Here is a 23,586-nt window from a genome sequence, read left to right as displayed (position 1 = left end):
CGCTGCCCGGTGCCCCCCGGCACCGGCCAGCGGCTACGGCCGCCGCCGCCCCTCTCAGGCGGCGACCGTGGTGAAACTGTGGATCGTGGTCGACCGGTACAGCTCGCCCGGGCGCAGGACGACCGTCGGGTAGTCGGGGCGGTTCGGGGAGTCCGGGAAGTGCTGGGTCTCCAGCGCGACCCCCGCGTAGGCGTGGTACGGCCTGCCTGCCTTGCCCGTGATGTCACCGGTCAGGCCTTGCGCGGTGTAGACCTGCATGCCCGGTTCCGTGGTGCGCACCTCCATGCGGCGGCCGGATGCGGGGGCGTACAGCACAGCGGCCTTACGAGGACTGTCTCGCCGGGGGTCGTCGAGGACCCAGTTGTGATCGAAGCCTCCGCCGGCGAGGGCCAGTTGCGCCTCCGTATGGGTCAAGGCGTCAGAGAGACGCCGGTGCCGGCGGAGGTCGAACGGGGTGTCGCTGACCGGGCGGTGGGAGCCGTCGGGGATCAACTCGGCGTCGACGGGGGTGTAGAGGGGGGCCGCGACCTGGAGGTGGTGGGCCAGGACGTTGCCGCGCCCCTCCCCTTCGAGGTTCCAGTAGGCGTGGTTGGTGAGGTTGACGATCGTCGGGGCGTCGGCGACCGCCTGGTACGACATCGTCAGGTTGTCGTCGCGGTCCAGCGTGTAGGTGAGGCGCACGTTCAGGGCACCGGGGAATCCCTGGTCGCCGTCGGGGCTGTGCAGGAACAGACGGACACCGGTGCGGTGCGCCGAGTGGAAGGGTTCGCACCGCCACAGGCGCTGGTCGAACCCGTCGGGACCACCGTGCAATGTGTGCCCGGTCTCCTGGGTGGCGAGCCGGTGGGTGACGCCGTCGACTACGAGCCCGCCGCGTGCGATGCGGTTGGCGTAACGGCCCACCGTCGCACCGAAGTAGCGTGCGGAACCCTCGCAGGCGGCGGGGTCGCGGGGCGCGAGCACCACGTCAGCGGTGTGGCCCCAGCGGTCCGGCAGGATCAGTGAACGGAGCCGGGCGCCGCGCGTGTGGACCTCGGCACGGGCCCTGCCGGGGAAGCCGAACCGCCACCTCTCCCCCGTTCCGCCATCGTCCAGACGCAGGGGGCGGGCCGTCCGCGGACAGGCGGCCGTCTGCCTGGGCTCGGCGGCCTGGTCGACAGATTCATATGCGTGTTCCATGACGGCATTCCCTGGAAGTCGGTCCACCGGATGCGCGCCGGGACCAAGCTGTGATCGCGGCACGCGAACGCGGTGGCACGGGCGGGTGGGCTGCGGAGCCGGAGTCAGTCGGCGGCGGGGCGGCGGCCGCTCATCAGGCGTTGCAGCACGATGAACACGAGCAGCAGGGCACCGATGACGATCCGGGTCCACCAGGAGCTGAGCGTGCCCTGGAAGTTGACCACCGTCTGGATCGTGCCGAGGACGAGCACGCCGAGGGCGGTGCCCAGGACGAAGCCGGAGCCTCCGGTCAGCAGCGTGCCGCCGATCACGGTGGCGGCGATCGCGTCGAGTTCCATGCCCATGGCGTGGAGGGCGTAGCCGGAGAGCATGTAAAAGGTCAGCAGCAGGCCGCCGAGTGCGGAGCACAGGCCGCTGACGGCGTATGCGGCGATCTTGGTGGAGCCCGTCGGAAGACCCATCAGCCGAGCGGAGGACTCGTTGCCGCCCAGCGCGTACACGTTGCGGCCGAAGCGCGTGTGGTGCAGGACGACGAAGGCGATCACCAGCACGGCCAGGGCGATGACCACCGGGATCGAGACGAACAGTCCTCCCGGGCCGTACAGCCGGGTCTGCGCGATTCCCGCCGTCGTGGGGTCGCTGATCGTGATGGATTCGGTGCTGATCGTGTAGCAGAGCCCGCGGGCGAGGAACATGCCGGCCAGGGTGACGATGAACGGCTGGATCTCGAAGGTGTGGATGATCCAGCCCATGAGCGTCCCGCTCCCGGCGCCGACGAGCAGGACCAGGGGGATGACGGTGGCCAGGGGCCAGCCGTGCGACTCGACCAGCCAGGCGGTGAGCATGGTCGACAGGGCCACCATGGAGCCGACGGACAGATCGATGCCGCCGGTGAGGATGACGAAAGTCGCCCCGACCGCGACGACCAGGAGGAATCCGTTGTCGATCAGCAGGTTCAGTACGACTTGCGCCGAGAGGAAGCCCTCGTAGCGCACCGATCCGACGCTGAACATGACGGCCAGCAGGACGGCCGTGACGATCAGTGGGATACGGGTGCGGGTGCGCGGGGACACGGTCGCGAAGGGGCGGGTGAGGTGCGCGGCGGCGCTCGCGATGCCGGTACTCATGCGCGTACCTCCTGCTGCAGCGGGGCGGCGCCCGCCGTGGTGTGGGATCGGGAAGTGGTCGTCCTGCGGCGGCGCAGGACCTTGGCCCGGAAGACCGGGGACTGCACGAGGCAGACGACGATGACGACGAAGGCCTTGAAGACGAGGGTGGTCTCGGGTGGGACGCCGAGGGTGTAGACGGTGGTGGAGAGGGTCTGGATGATCAGGGCGCCCAGGACGGTGCCGCCGAGGGAGAAGCGTCCTCCGGTCAGTGCGGTGCCGCCGACGACGACGGCGAGGATCGCGTCGAGTTCGATCCACAGGCCGGCGTTGTTGCCGTCGGCGCTGGAGACGTTGGAGCTGATCATCAGCCCGGCGACGGCCGCGCACAGCGCGCTGAAGACGTAGACCAGGGCGAGGAGACCGCCTGCCCGGATGCCGACCAGGCGGCTCGCGGCGGGGTTGCCGCCGACAGACTCGATCAGCATGCCGAGTGCGCTGCGGCGGGTGACGAGGGCGGTGAGCGCGACGAGGGCTGCCGCAAGGAGGACGGCGAACGGGAAGGTCAGCCAGTAGCCCCCGCCGATCATTTTGTAGGGGGCGCTGGTCACCGTGACGATCTGACCGTCCGTGATCAGCTGGGCGACGCCGCGGCCCGCGACCATGAGGATCAAGGTGGCCACGATGGGCTGCACCCCCAGCCCGGACACCAGGAAGCCGTTGGCGAGGCCCAGTACGAGGGCGACGCCGAGCGCGAGGGCGACGGCCGTGAGCAGGGTGGCGACGCTGCCGGGATGCGCGGCGGTGGAGATGTGCCCGCAGGCGAGGGCGCCGGCGATGGCGACGGTGGAACCCACCGAGAGGTCGATCCCGCGGGTCGCGATCACCAGGGTCATGCCGAGCGCCACCAGGATGAGTGGCGCGCCGAACTGGAGGATGTCGATGAGGCTGCCGTAGAGGTGGCCGTCGCGCACGCGGACGGAGAAGAAATCTTGGTGGAACGCGAAGTTGCCGAGGAGCAGTGCGAGCAGGATGAGCGCGGGCCACAGCAGGCGGTGGCCGGCCAGCCGTCTCCCGATCGCGGCGGCCGCCTCGGACTTGGCGTGCTGGGTGGTCATGAGTCCGTTCCGGTGGCGATGGTGGTGAGGAGGCGCTCGGGCGTGACGGTGTCGTCGTTCGCGAGGGTGGCCACCATGCGGTGGTCGCGGAGCACGGCGATGCGGTGGCTCAGGCGCAGGACCTCTTCGAGTTCCGCCGAGATGAACAGCACGGCGGTGCCTTCGCCCGCCAGGCGGGCCACGAGTTTCTGGATCTCCGCCTTGGCCCCGATGTCGATGCCCCGGGTGGGTTCGTCGAGGATCAGGAGCCGGGGTGCGGTCAGCAGCCAGCGGGCGAGGAGGACCTTCTGCTGGTTGCCTCCGCTGAGGTGGCGCACCTGCGCTTCGGGGTCGGCGGGGCGGATGTCCAGGGCCTCTGTCCAGTGCCGCGCCAGTTCGTCCTGCTTCGCACGGGCCAGCGGCCTGGTCCAGCCGCGGGCGGCCTGCAGGGCGAGGACGATGTTCTCGCGGACCGTGAGCTCGCCCACCAGTCCCTCGGACTTGCGGTTCTCGGAACAGAACGCGATGCCCCGGGCGATGGCGTGGCGGGGGCTGCGCAGGACCACCTTCTCGCCCTCGATGCTCACTTCTCCGGCGTCCGCGCTGTCCGCGCCGAACAGGAGGCGCGCCACCTCGGTGCGGCCCGAGCCCAGGAGGCCGGCCAGTCCGATGACCTCGCCGGGATGGATGTCAAGGTCGTACGGTTCGATCGAGCCCGTACGGGTCAGCTGTCGGGCCTGGAGGAACGGCTCGCCGCCCGCCCGTTCGGCCGCTTCCTCGTGGACACGGCCGGACAGCTGGTCGAGGGTGGCCAGTTCTCCGCCGATCATGCGCTGTACCAGCGTCACCGGCGTGAGTTCCCCGATCGGGTACTCGCCTTCCAGCCGGCCGTTGCGCAGGATGGTGACGCGGTCGCAGAGGTCGAATACCTGGTCGAGGAAGTGCGTGACGAACAGGATGGCCACACCGCGGTCCCGCAGGCGCCGCACCAGGGTGAAGAGCTGGGCGACCTCCTCGCGATCCAGGCTGGAGGTGGGTTCGTCCAGCACGAGCACCTTCGCCGAGACGTCCACCGCCCGGACGATGGCGACCAGTTGCTGCACCGCCAGGGAGTGCGAAGCGAGCAGACTGGTGACGTCCAGATCGAGGTCGAGTTCCGTCAGCAGCTCTGCCGCCCGCTGCCGCATCGCGGACCAGTGGATGAGACCGAACCGGCGCGGTTCGCGCCCGATGAGGATGTTCTCGGCTACCGAGATGTTCGGGCAGAGGTTGACCTCCTGATAAACGGTGCTGATTCCGGCCTGTTGCGCCTGGAGGGGGTCCGTGAACGCGTGGGGCCGGCCGTCCACGAGGATGGCGCCGCCGTCGGCGGGGTGGACACCGGTGAGCACCTTGATCAAGGTGGACTTCCCTGCGCCGTTCTCGCCCATCAGGGCGTGCACCTCACCGGGGAAGAGCCGCAGGGCGACTCCGTCGAGGGCGAGCACGCCCGGGAACCGCTTGCGGATGTCGTGGGCTTCCAGGACCGGCCGCGGGCCGCCGGCGCCCGTGGCCGGCGGGGTGGACGGATGCGTCATCCGCCCTCCTCTCTTGTGTGGGGTGGTGGAGCGGGCTCCGGAGGGTGAAGGAGGCACCGGAGCCGGGCCTCCTCCGGCACCAAAACCTGTCGCGTCAGTAGTTCCGGGACGGCAGGGCGGCCGCGGCCTTGTCCTGCGGGAAGACGCCCTCCTGGGTCTCGACCCGGGTCGGCACGCTCTCCCCCGCCACAACCTTCTTGGCCAGCTCCATCAGCTGGTCGCCGAGCATCGGGTTGCACTCCACCACGACGTTGATCTTGCCCTCGGTCATGGCGACGAAGGCGTCCTTGATTCCGTCCACCGAGATCACCTTGATGTCCGTACCGGGCTTCTTGCCGGACTCCTCGATGGCCTGGATGGCGCCGAGGGCCATGTCGTCGTTGTGGGCGTAGAGGACGTCGATGTCCTTCTGGGACTTCAGGAACGCCTGCATGACCTCCTTGCCCTTGGCGCGGGTGAAGTCGCCCGTCTGCGAGGCGACGATCTTGAACTTGCCGTCGGCACGGATGGCATCGGCGAAGCCGGCCTTGCGGTCGTTGGCGGGTGCTGAGCCCGTGGTGCCCTGGAGCTCGACGATGTTGACCGGGCCCTGTTCGTTCGCGTACGCGCCGGTCAGCCACTCGCCCGCGGACTTGCCCTCCTTGACGAAGTCCGAGCCCAGGAAGGTCTTGTAGAGGGAGGTGTCCTTGGTGTCCACGGCCCGGTCGGTGAGGATGACCGGGATGCCCGCGTCCTTGGCCTCCTTGAGCACCGTGTCCCAGCCGGACTCCACGACCGGCGAGAAGGCGATCACATCGACCTTCTGCTGGATGAAGGTGCGGATCGCCTTGATCTGGTTCTCCTGCTTCTGCTGCGCGTCGGAGAACTTGAGTTCGATCCCGGCCTTCTTCGCGGCCTCCTGGACGGACTTGGTGTTGGCGGTACGCCAACCGCTCTCGGCGCCGACCTGGGCGAAGCCCATGGTGATCGTGCCGCCGGAGCCCGTCTTGGCCCCGGAGGCCGGGGCGGAGGTGGGACCCTCGGTCGAGCAGGCGGTCAGCGCCGAGGAGGCGAGAAGGGCGACGGTGAGGACGAGGGCTGCTCTGCGAGCCATGACGGGTGTCCTTTCGGGGGCTACGGATGAGGCTCCGCACGGCCGGTGCCGGGCTGCGCCCGTGGTCATGGGCGTGGCGGGGCCGGGGCGGGGGCCGGGGGCGGGGGCGGGGCGACAGGAGCGGGATGCCCTTGAGGGGGCGCCGTCGCATTGTGAGCGCTAACAAGCCGGGTTCTCAACCCCTTTGCGCGCGTTACCTGTCCGTTACCGCGTCACGTGCGACAACAACGCGGACTCCATCCGTTCGCGCGACCATCGACCCCACCTACCCGAATCGAAGACCTCAACCCGCCTCGCATCAAAGGCATATCGAGCCGCAGCCCCGTATACGAAGGCCGCCGCACCATGAGGGTCTCCCACATGATCCACGCAGACCCCTTGCCTATCGACATTGTTAGCGCTCACACTGCAAGCTCATCGGATCCTCCGTCGACCGCCAGGATGGTCGGGACGGCATCTCCGGCTGCCGGGCCGCGCCGCGTGCCGCCCACGGCTCCTTCGAAAGGCACTCTGTTGACGTCACCCCATCTCCTCGCGCCCGCCCCTCCTTCCGAGGAATCGGAGCAGTACACGGTCGGTGTCGACTTCGGCACCCTGTCGGGCCGCGCCGTGGTGGTGCGGGTTCGCGACGGTCAGGAGCTGGCCGCGGCGGTCCACCCCTACCGGCACGGCGTCATCGACCGATACCTGCCGCAAGGCGGTGCGCCGCTGCCTCCGGACTGGGCCCTGCAACACCCCCAGGACTGGCGGGACGTACTGCGTCGCGCCGTCCCGCAGGCCCTGGCGGCGGCCGGGATCGATCCCGCCGCGGTGATCGGCATCGCCACCGACTTCACCGCCTGCACCGTCCTGCCCACGCTGGCCGACGGGACTCCCCTCGCCGAGACCGAGCTCGCCGGACGGCCCCACGCGTGGCCCAAGCTGTGGAAGCACCACGCCGCCCAGTCCCATGCCGACCGCATCAACGAACTCGCCCACGCCCGCGGGGAGAAGTGGATCGCCCGCTACGGCGGCCGGATCTCCGCAGAGTGGCAGTTCGCGAAGGCGCTCCAGGTCCTGGAAGAAGACCCGCTCGTCTACGAAAGCTGCGCGCGGTGGATCGAGGCCGCCGACTGGATCGTGTGGCAGCTCACCGGAACCGAGTCCCGCAACGCCTGCACCGCCGGATACAAGGGCATCCACCAGGACGGCGCCTACCCGAGCGAGGAGTACCTGGCCGCACTGAACCCCCGGTTCGCCGACTTCGCACGCACCCGCCTCGAATTCCCCCTCTCCGCACTGGGCTCACGAGTGGGCTCGCTCAGTACGGAGGCGGCAGCGTGGACAGGGCTGCGCCCCGGCATCGCCGTGGCCGCGGGCAACGTCGACGCCCATGTCACCGCGGCGGCGGCCCAGGCAGTCGAGGACGGACAACTGCTCGCCATCATGGGGACCTCCACCTGCCACGTCGTGAACGCCCCCGTCCTCGCCGACGTCCCCGGCATCTGCGGTGTCGTGGCCGGCGGGATCGTCGAGGGAACCTACGGCTACGAGGCCGGCCAGAGCGCGGTCGGCGACATCTTCGCCTGGGTACTGGACCAAGGCGTCCCGCCGGACTACCTCGCCGAGGCCGCCGACCGCGGCGAGGACCTGCACACCCTGCTGACCCGGAAGGCCGCCGGCCAGCCGGTCGGCGGCCACGGACTGGTCGCCCTCGACTGGCTGAACGGCAACCGTTCGGTCCTCGTCGACCACCACCTCTCCGGAGTCATCGTGGGTCTCACCCTCGCGACCCGCCCCGAGGACGTCTACCGCGCACTGCTCGAAGCCACCGCGTTCGGCACCCGCGTCATCGTGGAGGCCCTGGAAGCAGGCGGCGTACCGGTCCACGAGTTCATCGTCGCCGGCGGACTGGCCAAGAACGAACTGCTGATGCAGATCTACTCCGACGTGCTGCGCCGCCCCGTATCCCTGGCCGCGTCCGACCAGGGCCCCGCCCTCGGGTCGGCCATCCACGCCGCCGTAGCCGCCGGCGCGCACGGCGACGTACGGACGGCCACCGCCGCCATGGGCCGCCGGCTGCCGGCCGTCTACCTGCCCGACGCCACCCGGGCCGAGGCGTACGACGCCCTCTTCGTCGAATACCGGCTCCTGCACGACCACTTCGCCACGGGTGGCCTGCTGCACCGCCTCAGGCACATCCGCGACACGACCCACACCGCGGGCTGACCCCCGCCCCGTTGTCCGTTCCCGCATTCCCACCCACCCGCCGCCCTCACCACCGTTGCGGGACGTCACCTTCAGGAGTCCATGTGCCCAGCCGAACATCCCCCGCCCAGGAAATCTGGTTCCTCACCGGCAGCCAAGGCCTGTACGGGGAGGAGACGCTGAAGCAGGTCGCCGAACAGTCGCTGCAGATCGCCGCCGCGCTGGCCGACGCCTCCGGCATTCCCGCGCGCGTGGTGTGGAAGCCGGTACTGACCGACGCCGACGCCATCCGCCGGGTGTGCCTCGACGCGAACGCCGACGACCGGTGCATCGGGCTGATCGCCTGGATGCACACCTTCTCGCCGGCCAAGATGTGGATCGCCGGACTGGACGCGCTGCGCAAGCCGTTGCTGCACCTCCACACCCAGTCGAACGTGACCCTGCCCTGGGACACCATCGACATGGACTTCATGAACCTCAACCAAGCCGCCCACGGAGACCGCGAGTTCGGGCACATCCAGACCCGTCTGGGCGTACCCCGCAAAACGGTGGCCGGCCACGTCACCGATCCCGAGACGAGCGCACGCGTCGCGATCTGGGCGCGGGCGGCCGCCGCACGATCCGAACTGGCCACCCTCAAGGTCGCCCGCTTCGGCGACAACATGCGCGACGTGGCCGTCACCGAGGGCGACAAGGTCGAGGCCCAGCTGCGCTTGGGCGTCTCCGTCAACACCTACGGCGTCAACGACCTGGTGAAGGTCGTCGACAGCGCGGACGAGACCGACGTGGCTTCCCTCGTCGAGGAGTACGCCGACCTGTACGACCTGGCGCCGGAACTGCGACCGGGCGGCGAACGGCACGACGCGCTGCGCTACGCGGCCCGCATCGAAGCCGGCCTGCGCACCTTCCTCCAAACGGGCGGCTTCGGGGCCTTCACCACCAACTTCGAGGACCTGGGCGGACTGCGCCAGCTGCCCGGCCTCGCGGTCCAGCGGCTCATGGCCCAGGGGTACGGCTTCGGAGGAGAGGGCGACTGGAAGACCGCCGTCCTGCTGCGCGCCCTCAAGGTGGCTGCCGCCGGCCTCCCGGGCGGCACCTCCTTCATGGAGGACTACACCTACGACCTGACACCCGGCAACGAGCTCATCCTCGGCGCGCACATGCTGGAAGTCTGCCCCACCATCGCCGCCTCCAGGCCCAGCTGCGAGATCCACCCCCTCGGCATCGGCGGGCGGGAGGACCCCGTGCGCCTGGTGTTCGACGCCGCACCCGGCCCGGCCGTGGTGGTCGGCCTCGCCGACCTCGGCGACCGCTTCCGCCTGATCGCCAACGACATCGACGTGGTGGCACCCCCTCACCCGCTGCCCGCACTGCCCGTCGCCCGCGCGGTCTGGCGGCCCCGCCCCGACCTGCGGACCTCCACCGAATCCTGGCTGACGGCCGGAGGACCGCACCACACCGTCCTCAGCACCGCCCTGACCTCCGACCACCTCGACGACCTGGCGGAAATGCTCCGCCTGGAGCTCGCCCTCATCGACGCGACCACCACCCCGAAGCAGTTCCGGCGCGATCTCCGCTGGAACCAGGCTTACTACCGGCTGGCACTGGGACTGTGAACCAGTTGAAGGCCAGCCCGGTCCGCGCAGCCGGGCGCCGGCCGACCGGCCTCGACGATCGATCCCCGCCCCTGCCTTGAGCCGCCGAGCCTCAGCGGGCGTCTTCCACCACCTGAGCACAGGCCCGGGCCCGTACTGATCCTTCAGGCGCAGTCGATGTACCTCCAGAACCAGTGGCGCCGCATCAAGCGCGCCAACGAGGGATTCCCCCGGCGCGCAACTTGTGCACCGTCAGGCCGGTCTCGTCGAACGGGTGTCGCCGCTTGCCCAGACACGCGCACGACGTGACCGGCCGATTCCGTCGGATGCACCCGTGCGGAGGAGAGGCAGCCGTTGTTCACGCTTACTGAGGATTTCGGGTTGTCGTCGGGTGGTGACGGTTCATGATCCCTGCGGTATGCCGGTGGTATGAGGTATCCGGAGGGTGGGGGCCTGACCGCTGAGCGTCGGGCGTTTCGCGAGGGGATCCGGCTTCAGGCCGGCGTGCGGTTCGTGGCGGGTGAGAAGACCGCGGCGATCGCGAAGGATCTGCGGGTGAGTGTGCGGTCGGTGGAACGCTGGCGTCGTGCCTGGCGCGAGGGCGGCATGGAGGCCCTTCGCTCCGCGGGTCCGGCGAACTCCCCGACCATCACCGATGCCCAGTTCGCCGTGCTGGAGGAAGAGCTCGGCAAGGGCCCGTCGGCGCAGGGCTTCGACGATGAGCGGTGGACGCTTGCCCGGGTCCAGGCGGTGATCCGCCGTCGGCTGCGGGTGAGTCTGTCGCTGCCGACGGTGTGGCGGCTACTGAAACGGCATGGCTGGTCCTGGCAGGCACCCGCTCGCAGAGCCCTCGAACGCGACGAGCACGCGGTCGAGCTGTGGAAGAAGGAGGTGTGGCCGCGGGTAAAAGCCTCGCGGCGGCCCACGGGGGCTGGATCCTCTTCGAGGACGAGGCCGGATTCTCCATGACGCCGCCCCGCGCCCGCACCTGGGGCCGGCGCGGACACACCCCCGTCATCCGCGTCCGTGGCCGCTCCCGCAGGCGGACCTCGGTGGCGGCCCTGTGCTGCTACAAACCCGGCGAGAACAGCCGTCTCATCCACCGGCCCCGTGCCCATCTCCTCCTCAAGGGCGCACGCAAGAGCTTCTCCTGGAAGGACTACCGCGACCTCCTGGTCCGCGCGCACATCCAGCTCGGCGGCCCGATCGTGGTGGTCTGGGACAACCTCAACACCCACTTGGCTGCAGGGATGAAGCAGTACGAGGCCGAACACGACTGGCTCACCACGATCCGTCTCCCGCCATATGCACCCGACCTGAACCCCGTCGAGGCCGTCTGGTCACTCGTGCGCAGAGCGATGGCCAACACCGCCTTCGGCACACCCGACGACCTCGACCGCACACTCCGCCGCGAGTTACGCAGAATCCAGCTCCGACCCCACCTGATCGACGGGTGCCTCACCGCCACAGGCCTGGCCCTCAAACCGACTCCACCTTGAAAGCCTCAGTAACTGTCGTGGCTCGTGGCCTTCCTCGTCGACGACGACCTGCTCTTCGAGGACGAGCAAGGGCTGCGGGCGACAGCGGCCGCGAACCAGTGGCTTCGCCTGCGGCCAACGGAGAACTGCCCGGCGCCCTCGTCATGGGGTACGTACACGCGCATCCTGCGGGACTGGTTGGTGTCCGCCCAGCTACATGGGGTGGAGATCTTCGACAACCCGAGACCGGCTGAAGGCCCTGCTCAGCACGTATGCGGTGGACCGTTCGAGTGGCGATCTCAAGCCGCGGCTCGGGGCTGATGCGCCTTCGCTGAGCCCCGTCGTGTGCCAGGTCCTCACGAGCTCCTGTGGACCTGCATGACCGCCACGGCAAGCGGCGGAAAGCCCCTCGATGTCAAGATCCACCGGCTCGCGCGCCCGGGCGCTTGAGTCTCCAGCGGCTGGAGGGTCCAGGATCTCGCCCATGGAAGACGAACGCCCCGACGTGCTCACCATCGGCCAGCTCGCGCACCGCACCGGCCTTCCGGTGCGCACCCTGCGCTTCTGGTCGGACGAGGGAGCGGTGCCGCCCGTGGGCCGCTCCGCGAGCGGCTACCGGCTGTACGACGCCGAGTCCGTGGCCCGCGTCGAGCTGGTCCGCACCCTGCGGGAGCTGGGCCTCGGGCTCGAGGACGTGTGCCGCGTCCTGAGCGGCCGCACCACGGTCGCCGAGGTCGCCGACGCGCACGTGGCCGCGCTCGACGCGCAGATCCGCTCCCTCAAGGTGAGCCGGGCCGTCCTGTCCACCGTATCGAAACGTGGTTCGACCGCTGAGGAGACAGCACTGATGAACCGGTTGGCACGGCTTTCCGCCGCCGAACGCAAGCAGATCATCGACGAGTTCAAGGAGGAGGTGTTCGGCGGTCTCGACGTCGACCCGCGCCTGCGTGACCGCATGCGCACCTTCAGCATCGAACTGCCCGACGACCCCACACCCGAGCAGGTCGACGCCTGGATCGAACTGGCCGAGCTGGTGCGGGACCCCGGCTTCCGAGCCCGGATGCGCACCATGCTGGAGCTGAGTACCCCGGTCCCCGGGCAGAGTCGTGCCCCCGGGGCGTCCATCTGGTGGGCCAGGCAGGTCGTGCAGACCGTCGCGGAGGTGAGAAAGCGCGGGATCGCCCCCGAGGGACCGGCAGCGGCCGAAGTGCTGTCCGAGCTGTTCGGCGACGCCGATCGGGCCGCCGTGCTGTTGTGCCTGGAAGCCGGGATCGAGGCAGGGGCGGAGCGTTACCGCAGGCTCGTTGCCCGCGTGCGCGGACAGTATTCGTCTCCCGACGCGTCCGAGGAGCTGGAGTGGCTGGCGCGAGCCCTGCGTGCCGCGGATCAAGCCTGACCGGCCGTACCGCCCCTGCCCCGCGTGGGTTGAAGCGAAGCGACCACCGGTTCCCGATCCGCCTCGTGTGATCACGGGCTGGGTGCAGCTGCCGCTCTTCACCACGGTCCGGGACTTTCACCGGTTCGACCGGGAACGGCACGCTGACCTGGCCAACCCTTGGCTTGTCCGGGCCCCGCAGACGGCCCGAGCCCTGGGCGAGGCCCGCGGCTGGAGCCGCTGGATCACCAGAGACGGCATCTTCGAGCACGGCAGCGACCGGGCCCTGGTCATCATGCTGTCCGGCCACTGCGAAGGCGAGTCGATCCGGTACTCCGAGCTCTCCCCCCGCCCTATTCCGCGAGACCGTCCAGACCAGCGAAGCTACCGCTGCATAGCGGCGAAACTTCAGGTGAGTGGAACCCACGGGTTTTCCCACATGTGGCGGGGATCACGTCGGTGGGAAAACCTGCGGCCCGGCTCGGGCGTCTAGGAGGTGTGAGATCAGTCAGAGCAGTGCTGCACGAGTTGGACGAGGAGCGTCTCGTCCGGCTGGTGGCCAAGGGCGACCGTGCCGCGTTCGAGGAGTTGTACCGGCGTACGTCGCCGTGGATGGCGGTGCGGCTGCGCCGCCGCTGCGCGGACGAGCAGATCGTCGCCGAGGTCATGCAGGAGACGTATCTGGCGGTGTGGCGCGCGGCGGGTGCGTTCGCGGGGGCGTCGGTGGGCGGGACGGCCGTCGGCTGGCTGTGGACGATCGCGGCGCGGCGCCTCGTCGACGCCTTCCGGCGTAGGGCCCACCACGCGGAGCCGCCGCTGGCCGCCGCTCTCCCCGACGCGGCGCCTGCCGCCGAGGAGGAGGCGCTCGGACCAACCGTCGGCGGTGACGTCGGCGACGCGCTGCGGCGCCTCGCGCCGGAGCTCAGGCAGGTACTGCAGGCCATGGTGCTCGACGGGCTGTCCGTCCGGGAGACCGCGGTCCTGCTCGGGCTGCCGGAGGGCACGGTCAAGACCCGTGCCCGCCGGGCCAGGATTGCGATGCGGAGGGCGCTGGTATGAGCGTGGAGCATGCGTCGATGCGGATCATCGACGGTTACGCGCGCGGCGACACGGACATCGCCGCCGACGAGTTGTGGGCCCTGGAGGCCCACCTGGAGGCGTGCCGGGTGTGCCGTGACCGGCTGTCGGCCGCCGTTACGGCGCAGGCGTCCGCCGTGGCGGCACTGGTCGACACGGTGTGGTCCGGCCTCGGCCCCCAGTTGGCCGCCACCGCCACGATGCCGCGCCGGCGGCGCTGGTCGGCGTGGCTGTCGGCGTGGATGACGCCGGTGATGGTGCCGTGGCTGGCCATGGTCGTGAGCGTGACACTGCTCGCTCTCCTGCTCGACCTGGTCGGCACCGGATCCAGCGAGGTGTCACTGGTACTTCTGCTCTCCCCGGTCCTGCCCGTGCTCGGCGTCGCGGCGTCGTGGTCGCGCGGGCTCGACCCGGCGTACGAGCTGACGGCCTCGGCGCCCAGGGCCGGGCTGTACCTGGTGCTGCGGCGCACCGCCTCCGTGCTCGCCGTGGTCGTCCCCGCGCTGCTGGCGGCCGGCTGGGTGACGGGGATGACGGCCGCGCAGTGGCTGCTGCCCTGTCTGGCCTTCACCTCGACGACCCTGGCGCTCGGCGGTGTCGTCGGCGTGACCCGTGCGGCCGTTGCGCTGGTGGCGGTGTGGGCCGCCGTAGTCGTGGCGCCCACCCTGGCCGCCAGCCGTACGACCTTCGCCCTGCAGACGGACGGTCTGCCCGTGTGGGGGCTGATCCTCGCGCTCGGCATCGGTGTCGTGATCGCCCGCAGGGGCGCGTACTCCGTGCTGGGAGCCCATCGATGACCATCGGCCTCGCCAGTGTGTCCTTACCTGGCGATCTTGTCGCGCGCATCCCAATGAGTGGCTGAAACACCACAGCCACACCGGCATGCCTGGATCTCCCGGTCCTACGAGTGACCGGAATCAACCCACCAACAACGTAAGGAACACCACATGATGACCGCGGTGAGCGCGGCTGACATCGCACCGACGGCCTACGCCTGGGAGATCCAGGCCATCGGGCTGAAGGTCAGAGTCGGCAGGAACCGGATGGCGGTCGACGGGCTCGACCTGAAGCTCGGCATCGGCGTACACGGTCTGCTCGGCCCCAACGGGGCGGGCAAGACCACCCTCATCCGGACGCTGGCCACCGTGCTGAGCCCCACCGAGGGCACCCTGGAGCTGCTCGGCGAGTCCGCGGGCGGCATGGGCGAGCACCGTGCGCTGCGCCGCCGGATCGGATACCTGCCGCAGGAGTTCGGCTACTACAAGCGCTTCACGGTGCGCGAGTTCGTCGAGTACATGGCGTGGCTGAAGGAGGTGCCCAAGGCGGACATCCCCGGGGCGGTGCAGCGCGCCGTGGAGCGGGTGGGTCTGGCGGACCGCGCCGACGAGAAAATGAAGGCCCTGTCGGGCGGCATGGTGCGCAGGGTCGGCATCGCACAGGCCATCGTCAACGACCCGACGATCCTGCTGCTGGACGAGCCGACGGTCGGCCTGGACCCGGCGCAGCGGCTGCGCTTCCGCGAGCTGCTTCAGCAGCTCGGCACGGACACGTGCGTGGTGGTCTCCACCCATCTGGTGGAGGACGTAGCCGCCGCCTGCACCGACGTGGTGCTCTTCGCCGAGGGCCGGCTGGTCTTCCAGGGCACCCCGGACGAGCTGGCCGCGGCGGGCGGCCCCGAGCACGTGGGCGACAGCCCCCTGGAGCGCGGCTACTCGGCGCTGCTCCTGACCCCCGAGCAGACAAGGGGCACCTGGTGAACGTCCGCGTCCTGCGTATCGAGCTGAAGCGCTCCATCGCGCCGTGGGCCGGCGTCGTGGTCCTGGCGACGGCGCTGGCGTTCCTGTACCTGGTGGACGCCGCGTGGTGGAGGGGCACCACGGCGTGGACGGCCCAGTGGACGTCCATGGCCCTGTGGACCCGCGCCCTGCTGGGCTACCTGTGGCCGCTGGCCGTGGGGCTCGGGGCGCTGCAGGGCCTGCGCGACCACCGCTCGAAGGTGTCCGAGCTGCTGACGACCACATCGCGTCCCGCCTGGCACCGCGCGGCCACGCTGGCGGGCGCGACGGCGATCACGCTGGCCTCGGCCTTTGCGCTCCTCGTCCTCGTGGGCGCGGTCCAGGTGCTCCCCAACACCGAGTACACGCACGTCGGATGGCTGCCGATCTCGCTGGTGGGGGCACTCTCTCTCGTCGCGGGAGCCGTGCTGGGCATGGGGGCCGGGCGCGCTCACCCCGCCCGCGCTGGCCATGGGCGCCTTCGTGTTCACGGCCCTCATGCACATGTCGTTGGGCACGGAGCCGAACCGGGTCTCGCTGCTGTCACCGGCGGTGCAGGAGGTGCGCGAGGTACTCGTCACGCTCTCCGCCTCCGTGCACGTCGGGCAGACGATCTGGCTGCTCGGCATGGCCGCGACCGGCTTCGCGCTGCTGGTCGCCGCGACCCCGCGCGCCCGGCTGATCGCCCTGACGCCCGTCCTGGCCGGCGCGGCGATCGCCCTGCTCGTCCTCCCCTCCGACCCGCGCCGGATGTATGTCCTCGACAAGGCCGCCGCGGAGCTGGTGTGCGACGGTCCGGTGTGCGTGACCAAGACGCACCAGGCGCGACTCGCCGACCTCGCGGGTCCCGGTAAGGAGGCGCTGCGCCTGCTGCACGGCGCCCTGGGCGGGCAGGCGCCGGTCTCGGTCCGGGAGAACACCGCCGTACTGCCGGACGGCTCCACGCCGCAGTGGTCCGGCAAGACCGTGCTCTTCGACTTCGACGACAACATCATCGCCGCAGCGAAGGGCGAGGAGCTGACCTGGGCCCTGATCGCCAAGGGCATGGTGCCAGGGTGCACCCCCGTCGGCTGGAGCAGCTTCGGGAATGATGAATTCGCGCAGACCGTCGCCGTGGGCTGGGTCCTCGGGGACCTCAGGTCGCTGCCCGGCACAGGGTCAGCAAGTTTGCGCCGCGAGGTCGACGCCGCGGCCCGCCCGGTGTGGACGGAACTCAAGGCGCTGCCGCGGGCCGAGCAGCTCTCGCGGATCAACGCGATGCGCGCCGCCGCGCTCTCCTGCAAGGGCGACGCGTTCGATGCACTGAACGGCGGTGCGTCCCGATGAGATGGCTGACGCTGTACGCACGCTCGCGTCAGGTACCCGCGTCACTCGCCGCAGTGGTGATCAGCGCGGTGGCGGTGTGGGCACTGCTCCGGGACGGGGGCGAGGGACCCGGTGATCCGCGCCTGCCCGTGCTCATCCTCGCTACGGGGGCGATGGCAGCCTCGATCGGGCTCAGCGGGCAGGACCTCGCGCTGGACCGGACGGCCGCGATCCGCTGGGTGCCCCGAAGAGCAGCACACGTGCTGCTCATCGGCGCGGTCGTCGGCACGGTGCTGCTGACCGTGCAGACAATGGGCGAGGACATGGCCACCACCGCGTTCGTCGTCCGGGACAGCGCGGGCATGATGGGACTGGTCGCCCTGGGCGCGGCGCTCTTGGGCGGCCAGTACGCCTGGACGCTGCCGTTCACCTGGCTCTCGTTCTCGTTCTTCGCCCCGCCCCCGACAGGTGTGCCGATGCAGGTGGCGACCTGGATGCTGCTGCCGCCCGGCACGGCGGCGGGCACCTGGACGGCCCTGGTCCTCACGGTTGCCGGCACCGCGGCCTACGCTGTCGCGGGACCGAGACGGTAGCCGGACCGGGCCACCGGATCGGGGCACGGCCGTGATCGTGTGCGGATCCGCCAGCGGTGCCGTCGATGCCCGTACGGCAGCCGCCGTGCGGGAGACAACGTGCCCGCGTCCGCCACGCCGGGCACCGCACAGGTGCGGTGTCTGCAGTCATCCACCCGAAGGTAGGCGACCGGCGCGGTGGTGCCCGGGCAACTGGCGGGCCCCGAAACCTGGCCCGGATCCGCGGCGCGACACGGCAGGTACTTCTCGTCACCGGCGAGGCCGAGGAATCCTCCAACCACCCAGCCGTACCGGTGTACGGATCCGGGCCGAGAGCCAAGGCGCCGCCTGGCCGGGCCCACGACGCTCAGAGGCCGCACCAGGCTGCCATACCACCAGTCGCCCTCGAACCCGCTCAGCGCCCAGTGATCGCCATGGAGCCGCCGTGCCGAGGGAGAGCCAAGGCAACGCCCACAGACCGCAACCGCCACGTGAACCTTTCCCCTCACTTTCCCCTCCACTGACCAACCGATACACAGGCATGGGAGATACAGATGTCCGACGACCCGAGCCTCGAAGGGGCGCAGCTGTACGGCCGGCTGCGTGCCGCACGTCGGGGACTGTTCGTGGGACGCGAGGCAGAGATCGGGTTGTTCCGAGAGGCTCTTGGCGGCCGTCCCGACGATGCCGACACGCTGGCGGTTCTGTGCCTGCACGGCCCGGGCGGGATCGGGAAGTCGACGTTGCTGCAGCGGTTCGAGGACGAGGCCGAGGCGGCGGAAAGGCCTGTGGTCCGCGTCGGTCTGCGAAGGACCACCTGCTGGCCCGTGCTCTGGGGGGTGTGGGCGGACCAGGTCCGCATGCACGAGCGAGCCGTCCTGCTGGTGGACGACGCCGACCAGTGCGAGGCATGGGAGGAAGAGTTTCCCCACCGCTTCCTCCCGCTGCTTCCGAGGGGCACTCTCGTCGTCATGACGGCCCGGCGCGCACCGGCCGACCGGTGGGTCGCCGACTCCGGCTGGCGGCGGGCCCTGCGCGTCGTCCGGCTTGCGGAACTGGCCGCGGACTCTGCCGCAGAGCTGCTGCACTCCGAAGGAGTGCGGCCGGAACTGCACGAGAAAGTGCTCGACTTCGCCGGCGGGCACCCCCTGGCACTGCGGCTGGCCGCTGCGACCGCCGCCTACGGCCCGACACACCCGGCGATGTGGCACCCGCCCCACGATCTCGTCCGGAGACTGCGCGATCACCTCGTCGGCGACGTGCCCTGTCCGGATCACCTCCGGGCCCTTCAGGTGTGCGCCCACACGCGGGCGACCACGGAGGATTTGCTGAGGGAGGTCCTGCCCGGCACGGCGCCGGCGCCGCTCTTCGACTGGCTTCGCCGACAGCCCTACATCGACTCCGGTCCGAGCGGGCTGTCTCCGCACGACGCGGTGCGCGCGGTCCTCGACGCCGACATGAGGTGGCGAGACCCGCAGGGGTACGCGGACATGCATGAGCGGGTACGCACCCATGTGGTCTCCCGCGCCCTCACAGCCAGGGGCCCTTCCGCCCTCCCCGCAGCCATGGCTCTGACACACCTTCACCGGCCGGGTGGCTTCATGGGGCGCTTTGTGACGTGGCAGGAAGCGGATTCCGTCCATGAGGACCACTACCACTCCCGGGATCGCGAAGCACTGCTCGGGCTCACCGAGCGCGCCGAAGGCTCTCAGGCGGCGGCTGCGGCCGGGTTCTGGCTCGCCCGCCGCCCACACGCCTTCCGGGTGCTGCGCCGGACCGACACCGGCGAGCCCGTGGCTTTCGCAGCATGGCTGGAGCTGCGGAAGCCCGATGGGCCGGAGACGTCCGCCGACCCGGTCCTCGCGACGGTGTGGGAGCACTGCCGCGCGACCGCACCGCTGCGCGACGGCGAGCACCTCGCCGTCGCGCGCTTCCTCGTCCCACCCGATGGTCAGCAGGGGCCGTCGCCGATCACGGACATGCTGCTGCACCGGGTGCTCGCCCAGATCCTGCACTCGAAGAACCTGGCCTGGTCCTACGTCGCCCTGGCCGGTACGCAGTGGTGGCGCCCGTTCTTCACCCACCTCGACCAGCATCCGCTTGCTTCTGCACCCCGCACCGACGACCGCGTACCCATCCTGTACGCCCACGACTGGCGCGCCATGCCCCTGCGGCAATGGCTCACCGTCATCGGACGGCTCGAACTCGACGGGACGGATCCGCACGCGGGACGGGACACGCCCGACACCGGTGAGCCGGCTGCACTGAGCCGCACCGAGTTCGAGCGTGCCCTCCACGACGCCTTCACGAACTGGCACCGACCGGCGGCGCTCCAAGCCAACCCGCTCACCCGCAGCGCACTGCTCGCCGGATACGAGGAAGCAGACCCCGCGGCCCGGGTGCGGCACGGGCTGATGGACGCCGTCGACGCACTGCGCGAGAACCCGGGCACCGAGCCCTTCCACGCCCTGCTGACGACGACGTTCATCGACTCGGCACGCACCAGACAGTCCGCCGCGCTGCGTCTGGGACTGCCGTTCGGAACCTACCGGCGCCACCTGACGAAAGCCCTGCACCAGGTGAGCGACCACCTGTGGGTTCGCGAGCTCTGCCGCAGGGCCCATCCCTGAAGCCGCGTGCCCGGCCTACCAGGCCAGGTGCAAATCCGGGCTCTCCGCCCTGTCCTTGTCGGCGAACATGCAGTTCAGGTGGAGCACCGTGCGGTACGTGCCGCGTACCCCGCCGGCCGGCTGCTGGTACACGATGCGGCCCGAGGCGTAGCGGGGCGTCTCTCGGTTGCTGTTGCCGTTCGGTCCGACGTACGAGATCTGCAGAGAGCACGGAGCCTGCTGCATGACCGGGGTGACGTAAGCGTCCGGGTACACGCTGGCCCCACGGGCACTGATGCAGGTGCGGACGTCGAGGATGGTACGCAGCTGGCGCGGGACGGGGCTGCTCGGATCCGGCACGGAGCCGACCAGCCGGCTCGTCCCACACCCGCCGCCGCTCGTTGCTGCCGCGGTACCCGGCATCACCGCGACGGCCCCGGCCGCCATCAGCAGCGCCAACACCGTGTTGCCAGACCTGCGTATCACCTTGCTTGCCATCGGACCTCCAAGGCAGACATGTCGGTGCACCTGATGCGCACCGCGTGTTCCCGATCATGGTCGGGGAACGTGTCCATCCGAGGGCCCAAGGGGAGTCCACTGCGGCCCACTCATGCCCGGACCCGTCACGCCAGGCACGGCCGGGAGGCAGTGCACCGCACGAGGCCCCGGACCGTCACGGTCCCGGGGCCTGCACGCCCAGCGGCGCCCGGAACAGGTCCACGAGCAGGAAGTCGCTCCGCGCCACCCCTGAGCAGCCGTGGACGCGCGGATCGCCGGAGATGGCCGTGCCGGTCCAGCCCCACCGGTACTGGTCGCCGTTGCGAACCCACGCGGTCACAGCACTACCGGGCCGGCAGGCGAGTGGGATCGGCGATGATCTCTCGGACGGTCGACCAGGCCGCGCCCAGCACCGGTCCGCGGCGCCCCAGGGCGGAGGGTCGTACCGCCTCCGGGGTCCAGGGCCGGACGGTGATCCGGGCGGCCAGTTCGGCGCGTATGGACGGGAGGAGCCAGTCGGCGAGTTCGGCGTAGGCGCCGCCCAGAACGAGGCCGTCCGGGTCGATCAGGTTCACCGCCGAGGTGAGGGCGAGGCCCAGGGCCCGTCCTGCGCGGTCCAGGGCGCGCAGGGTCGCCGCGTCCCCGGCTCCCGCCCGCTCGGCCAGCAGGGCCACCGGGTCGCCGACGCGCCCCAGCCCGGCCTCGCGCAGCACGGCCGCTTCGCCCGCGTACTGCTCCAGGCAACCGCGCGCCCCGCAGGCGCAACGGGCGCCCTCCGGGTGGACGGGCAGGTGGCCGAGTTCGCCCGCGAAGCCGCGGGCGCCCCGGAACAGCTGCCCGCCGATGACCAGTGCGGCACCGATTCCGGCCTCGGCGGAGACGTGTACGAAGGTCTCGGCGGGGTTTCCCTGGTACCACTGCTCTGCCAGCGCCCCGAGGTTGGCTTCGTTCTCCGGCTCGGGCGCGGTGTCGGGGTCGGGCCAGTGGTCGGCAGGGCGGACGGCTTGCCAGCCGAGGTTGGGAGCCTTCGCGACCAGTCCGCCCGGCTCGTTCGGCACCACCCCCGGCACGGCCAGGACGCGGCCCTCGACGCGCAGGCCGAGGGCCGCGGCCTCGGACTCCGCCTCGGCGCCCAGCGCGGCGGCCTCCGCCAGCACCTCTCCGGCCGGCCGGCCCGCGTTGGCCCGCTCCACGCGACGCCAGACCCGGGGTTCACCGCGCAGGTCCACGACGCACGCGGCGAGATGGGTGACGCCGATCTCCAGGCCGAGGCCCGCGGGACCCCGATCGTTCAGGGCCAGCGCCCGTCCGGGGCGGCCGACCCGTCCGCTGGGCGCGGTCTCCGTCTCGGTCAGCGCTCCTCGACCGATGAGCTCGTCGGCCATGGAGGAGACGGCCGGCCTGGTCAGGCCCGTGTGCCCGGCCACGTCCGCCCGGGAGAGCGGGCCGTGCGCGGCGACCACGCCGATCACCACCGCGAGGTTCCGCCGGCGCATCCCCTGCTGCGAGGCGGGCGCGGCCTCCGCGCCCCCGCTCCCCCTGCCGGTCCCCGTCATCGGCCCGACCCTCCTATCGCTCTCCCGGCAGGACCTCCTGCAAGGCCCGCGCCCGCCGCAGCGTACTGGTGATCCGTTCGAGCGTGTCTTCGTCACGGGGTACGGGCTCCAGTACCCGGCCCTCGGCGGTCCGCCAGCGCCGGGCGACGGCATCGGCAGGCTCACCGGTGAGCAGTGCGGCGGCCTGGGCGGCGGCCCCGAGCGCGACCAGTTCCCGGGCCTCGGGCACCTGGACCGCTCGCCCGGACAGTCGCAGGACGGTCCTCTGCCAGGCCCTGCCGCGGGCTCCGCCGCCGATCAGCAGGAGTGGTTCGCCGGGGGCGGGGCTCTCGCCCCCGGCGCGCAGCACGTCGTCCAGGGCCGCGAGCAGGGCGTGGGCGGCGCCGTCGTAGGCGGCCTGGAGCAGCTGGCCCGGCGTCGTGTCGTGGCGCAGGCCGTGGACCAGGCCGGAAGCACCCGGGAGGTCGGGGGTGCGCTCGCCGTCCAGGTAGGGAAGCACCACCGCCGTGCCGCCTCCCTCGACGTCCTCCCGGTCGCGGCCGACGAGGGCGGCGAAGCGGTCGACGGCGAGGGTGCAGTTGAGCGTGCAGGCGAGCGGCAGCCAGCCGCCGAGGGCATCGGCGAAGCCTGCGACGGTTCCGCCCGGGTCGGTGGGCCGGGTCCGGCCGACGGCGTAGACGGTGCCGGAGGTACCGAGGCTCAGCACCGGACGTCCGGGGGTCAGGCCCAGGCCGAGGGCGGCGGCCATGTTGTCACCGGTCCCGGTCGCCACCAGTGCGCCCCTGCGCAGCGGCATCCCGGCTCGGACGACGCCCGCCCGGGCTCCCGGCGGGAGGACCTGCGGCAGCAGCCCGGGGTCGAGGCCGATCCGGCCGAGGACGTCGGTGTCGTAGCCGTCCGGGCCCCACCAGCCGGTTCCCGACGCGTCTCCGCGGTCCGTCACCGCCTCACCGGTCAGGCGCTCCGTCAGGAAGTCGTGGGGAAGCCGGACGGCCGCGACGCGGTCGGCGGCGGCGCGCTCGTTCGTGTGCAGCCAGGCCCACTTGGCGGCCGTGAAGGCGGCCGTGGGGACGCTTCCGGTGCGGCGGGCGAGCTCTGCCGTACCGAACGCGGCTGCGAGTTCGGCGGCCTGCGGGGCGGAGCGGACGTCGTTCCAGAGCAGCGCCGGGCGCACCGGCCGTCCGGCCGCGTCGAGGGTGACCAGGCCGTGCTGCTGGCCGGCGATCGAGCAGGCGGCGGCGCGATCCGCCCAGCCGGTGCCCGCCATGGCCTCGCCGAGCGCCCGCCACCACTGTTCGGGGTCGCTCTCGCGTCCGGCGCCCGCGCTGACGGCGTGAGCGGCGCGGCCCTCGCCCAGGACGGCGCCGGTGTCCAGGTCGACGGCGAGGGCCTTGGTGGCCTGGGTCGAGCTGTCGACACCGATCACGACACGCTGAGCAGACATGCGTTCCTCCGGTGGGGTTCCTTCTGGCGTGTCCGCATACTAATTTGTTTTTCGCCATTACAA

The 23,586-nt window shown here is 71.1% G+C and carries 19 protein-coding genes and 1 pseudogene; 11 read left to right on the top strand and 9 right to left on the bottom strand.

The features are described from left to right. Positions 1-54: 54 nt before the first annotated feature. The 5 genes from AB0M76_RS06670 to AB0M76_RS06650 form a co-directional block, all read right to left on the bottom strand. On the bottom strand, positions 55-1,179 hold the full coding sequence (locus AB0M76_RS06670) for an aldose epimerase family protein (protein WP_365951848.1): 1,125 nt from the start codon (positions 1,177-1,179) through the stop codon (positions 55-57). Between the two features lie 104 nt (positions 1,180-1,283). Then, the gene (yjfF, locus tag AB0M76_RS06665) at positions 1,284-2,306 is read right to left on the bottom strand and encodes a galactofuranose ABC transporter, permease protein YjfF (protein WP_319721430.1); all 1,023 of its coding nucleotides are present in this window, start codon (positions 2,304-2,306) and stop codon (positions 1,284-1,286) included. Then, complete coding sequence (locus AB0M76_RS06660; protein ID WP_365951847.1) at positions 2,303-3,403, bottom strand: ABC transporter permease; 1,101 nt, start codon at positions 3,401-3,403, stop codon at positions 2,303-2,305. The genes yjfF and AB0M76_RS06660 overlap by 4 nt, the downstream gene beginning before the upstream one ends. After that, positions 3,400-4,959, bottom strand: coding sequence for a sugar ABC transporter ATP-binding protein (locus tag AB0M76_RS06655; RefSeq protein WP_365951846.1), 1,560 nt, complete (start codon positions 4,957-4,959; stop codon positions 3,400-3,402). Before AB0M76_RS06655 ends, AB0M76_RS06660 begins: the two co-directional genes overlap by 4 nt. 94 nt (positions 4,960-5,053) lie before the next feature. Continuing rightward, entirely contained in the window at positions 5,054-6,052 is a 999-nt protein-coding gene (locus tag AB0M76_RS06650; protein ID WP_069918238.1) for an ABC transporter substrate-binding protein, read from the bottom strand. A gap of 513 nt (positions 6,053-6,565) precedes the next feature. Here AB0M76_RS06650 and AB0M76_RS06645 point away from each other — a divergent pair. The 11 genes and pseudogenes from AB0M76_RS06645 (at position 6,566) to AB0M76_RS06595 (ending at position 20,046) form a co-directional block, all read left to right on the top strand. Next, positions 6,566-8,260 (top strand): ribulokinase, encoded by a 1,695-nt coding sequence (locus AB0M76_RS06645; protein ID WP_365951845.1) that lies wholly within the window; start codon positions 6,566-6,568, stop codon positions 8,258-8,260. Positions 8,261-8,343: 83 nt separating this feature from the next. Continuing rightward, positions 8,344-9,855 (top strand): L-arabinose isomerase, encoded by a 1,512-nt coding sequence (araA, locus tag AB0M76_RS06640; RefSeq protein ID WP_365951844.1) that lies wholly within the window; start codon positions 8,344-8,346, stop codon positions 9,853-9,855. 408 nt (positions 9,856-10,263) lie between these two features. Beyond that, on the top strand, positions 10,264-10,803 hold the full coding sequence (locus AB0M76_RS06635) for a winged helix-turn-helix domain-containing protein (RefSeq protein WP_365951843.1): 540 nt from the start codon (positions 10,264-10,266) through the stop codon (positions 10,801-10,803). Beyond that, on the top strand, positions 10,800-11,333 hold the full coding sequence (locus AB0M76_RS06630) for a transposase (protein WP_365951934.1): 534 nt from the start codon (positions 10,800-10,802) through the stop codon (positions 11,331-11,333). Before AB0M76_RS06635 ends, AB0M76_RS06630 begins: the two co-directional genes overlap by 4 nt. A gap of 463 nt (positions 11,334-11,796) precedes the next feature. Next, positions 11,797-12,708 (top strand): MerR family transcriptional regulator, encoded by a 912-nt coding sequence (locus AB0M76_RS06625; protein WP_365951842.1) that lies wholly within the window; start codon positions 11,797-11,799, stop codon positions 12,706-12,708. 477 nt (positions 12,709-13,185) lie between these two features. Beyond that, positions 13,186-13,746 (top strand): RNA polymerase sigma factor, encoded by a 561-nt coding sequence (locus tag AB0M76_RS06620; RefSeq protein WP_365951841.1) that lies wholly within the window; start codon positions 13,186-13,188, stop codon positions 13,744-13,746. Then, complete coding sequence (locus AB0M76_RS06615) at positions 13,743-14,561, top strand: zf-HC2 domain-containing protein (protein WP_365951840.1); 819 nt, start codon at positions 13,743-13,745, stop codon at positions 14,559-14,561. Before AB0M76_RS06620 ends, AB0M76_RS06615 begins: the two co-directional genes overlap by 4 nt. A 153-nt stretch (positions 14,562-14,714) precedes the next feature. Continuing rightward, positions 14,715-15,521 carry an ABC transporter ATP-binding protein gene (locus tag AB0M76_RS06610; RefSeq protein WP_365951933.1) on the top strand — a complete coding sequence of 269 codons (807 nt, stop codon included), beginning with the start codon at positions 14,715-14,717 and terminating at the stop codon, positions 15,519-15,521. Beyond that, positions 15,518-16,865 (top strand): annotated as a pseudogene (locus AB0M76_RS06605) (hypothetical protein). Before AB0M76_RS06610 ends, AB0M76_RS06605 begins: the two are co-directional and overlap by 4 nt. Then, positions 16,862-17,437: a hypothetical protein gene (locus AB0M76_RS06600; protein ID WP_365951839.1), complete on the top strand. Its 576-nt coding sequence runs from the start codon at positions 16,862-16,864 to the stop codon at positions 17,435-17,437. Before AB0M76_RS06605 ends, AB0M76_RS06600 begins: the two are co-directional and overlap by 4 nt. Positions 17,438-17,970: 533 nt before the next feature. Then, positions 17,971-20,046: an ATP-binding protein gene (locus AB0M76_RS06595; RefSeq protein WP_365951838.1), complete on the top strand. Its 2,076-nt coding sequence runs from the start codon at positions 17,971-17,973 to the stop codon at positions 20,044-20,046. Between the two features lie 15 nt (positions 20,047-20,061). On the opposite strand, the gene AB0M76_RS06590 is transcribed toward AB0M76_RS06595, so the two are convergent. From AB0M76_RS06590 to xylB, 4 genes are all read right to left on the bottom strand, one after another. Next, complete coding sequence (locus AB0M76_RS06590) at positions 20,062-20,523, bottom strand: hypothetical protein (protein WP_158714720.1); 462 nt, start codon at positions 20,521-20,523, stop codon at positions 20,062-20,064. A 175-nt stretch (positions 20,524-20,698) separates the two neighbouring features. Beyond that, positions 20,699-20,863, bottom strand: a complete 165-nt coding sequence (locus tag AB0M76_RS06585) for a hypothetical protein (protein WP_365951837.1) — start codon at positions 20,861-20,863, stop codon at positions 20,699-20,701. Positions 20,864-20,867: 4 nt separating this feature from the next. After that, complete coding sequence (locus AB0M76_RS06580) at positions 20,868-22,079, bottom strand: ROK family protein (protein ID WP_365951836.1); 1,212 nt, start codon at positions 22,077-22,079, stop codon at positions 20,868-20,870. A gap of 13 nt (positions 22,080-22,092) precedes the next feature. Further along, complete coding sequence (xylB, locus tag AB0M76_RS06575) at positions 22,093-23,523, bottom strand: xylulokinase (RefSeq protein WP_365951835.1); 1,431 nt, start codon at positions 23,521-23,523, stop codon at positions 22,093-22,095. Positions 23,524-23,586: the final 63 nt, after the last annotated feature.

It is taken from the genome of Streptomyces sp. NPDC051364 (genome assembly GCF_040682115.1).
Taxonomy (GTDB): Bacteria; Actinomycetota; Actinomycetes; order Streptomycetales; family Streptomycetaceae; genus Streptomyces.
Note: the sequence above shows the minus strand (reverse complement) of the source record. Positions and strands in the feature narration are given on the sequence as shown.

Excerpts from the sequence above, each read along its gene's own strand:
- AB0M76_RS06655 (WP_365951846.1), bottom strand. The coding sequence starts at position 4,959 with ATGACGCATCCGTCCACCCCGCCGGCCACGGGCGCCGGCGGCCCGCGG.
- yjfF (WP_319721430.1), bottom strand. The coding sequence starts at position 2,306 with ATGAGTACCGGCATCGCGAGCGCCGCCGCGCACCTCACCCGCCCCTTC.
- AB0M76_RS06590 (WP_158714720.1), bottom strand. The coding sequence starts at position 20,523 with ATGGCAAGCAAGGTGATACGCAGGTCTGGCAACACGGTGTTGGCGCTG.
- AB0M76_RS06580 (WP_365951836.1), bottom strand. The coding sequence starts at position 22,079 with ATGACGGGGACCGGCAGGGGGAGCGGGGGCGCGGAGGCCGCGCCCGCC.
- AB0M76_RS06615 (WP_365951840.1), top strand. The coding sequence starts at position 13,743 with ATGAGCGTGGAGCATGCGTCGATGCGGATCATCGACGGTTACGCGCGC.
- AB0M76_RS06600 (WP_365951839.1), top strand. The coding sequence starts at position 16,862 with ATGAGATGGCTGACGCTGTACGCACGCTCGCGTCAGGTACCCGCGTCA.
- AB0M76_RS06610 (WP_365951933.1), top strand. The coding sequence starts at position 14,715 with ATGACCGCGGTGAGCGCGGCTGACATCGCACCGACGGCCTACGCCTGG.
- AB0M76_RS06660 (WP_365951847.1), bottom strand. The coding sequence starts at position 3,403 with ATGACCACCCAGCACGCCAAGTCCGAGGCGGCCGCCGCGATCGGGAGA.
- xylB (WP_365951835.1), bottom strand. The coding sequence starts at position 23,523 with ATGTCTGCTCAGCGTGTCGTGATCGGTGTCGACAGCTCGACCCAGGCC.
- AB0M76_RS06635 (WP_365951843.1), top strand. The coding sequence starts at position 10,264 with ATGAGGTATCCGGAGGGTGGGGGCCTGACCGCTGAGCGTCGGGCGTTT.
- AB0M76_RS06595 (WP_365951838.1), top strand. The coding sequence starts at position 17,971 with ATGTCCGACGACCCGAGCCTCGAAGGGGCGCAGCTGTACGGCCGGCTG.
- AB0M76_RS06625 (WP_365951842.1), top strand. The coding sequence starts at position 11,797 with ATGGAAGACGAACGCCCCGACGTGCTCACCATCGGCCAGCTCGCGCAC.
- AB0M76_RS06670 (WP_365951848.1), bottom strand. The coding sequence starts at position 1,179 with ATGGAACACGCATATGAATCTGTCGACCAGGCCGCCGAGCCCAGGCAG.
- AB0M76_RS06650 (WP_069918238.1), bottom strand. The coding sequence starts at position 6,052 with ATGGCTCGCAGAGCAGCCCTCGTCCTCACCGTCGCCCTTCTCGCCTCC.
- AB0M76_RS06630 (WP_365951934.1), top strand. The coding sequence starts at position 10,800 with ATGACGCCGCCCCGCGCCCGCACCTGGGGCCGGCGCGGACACACCCCC.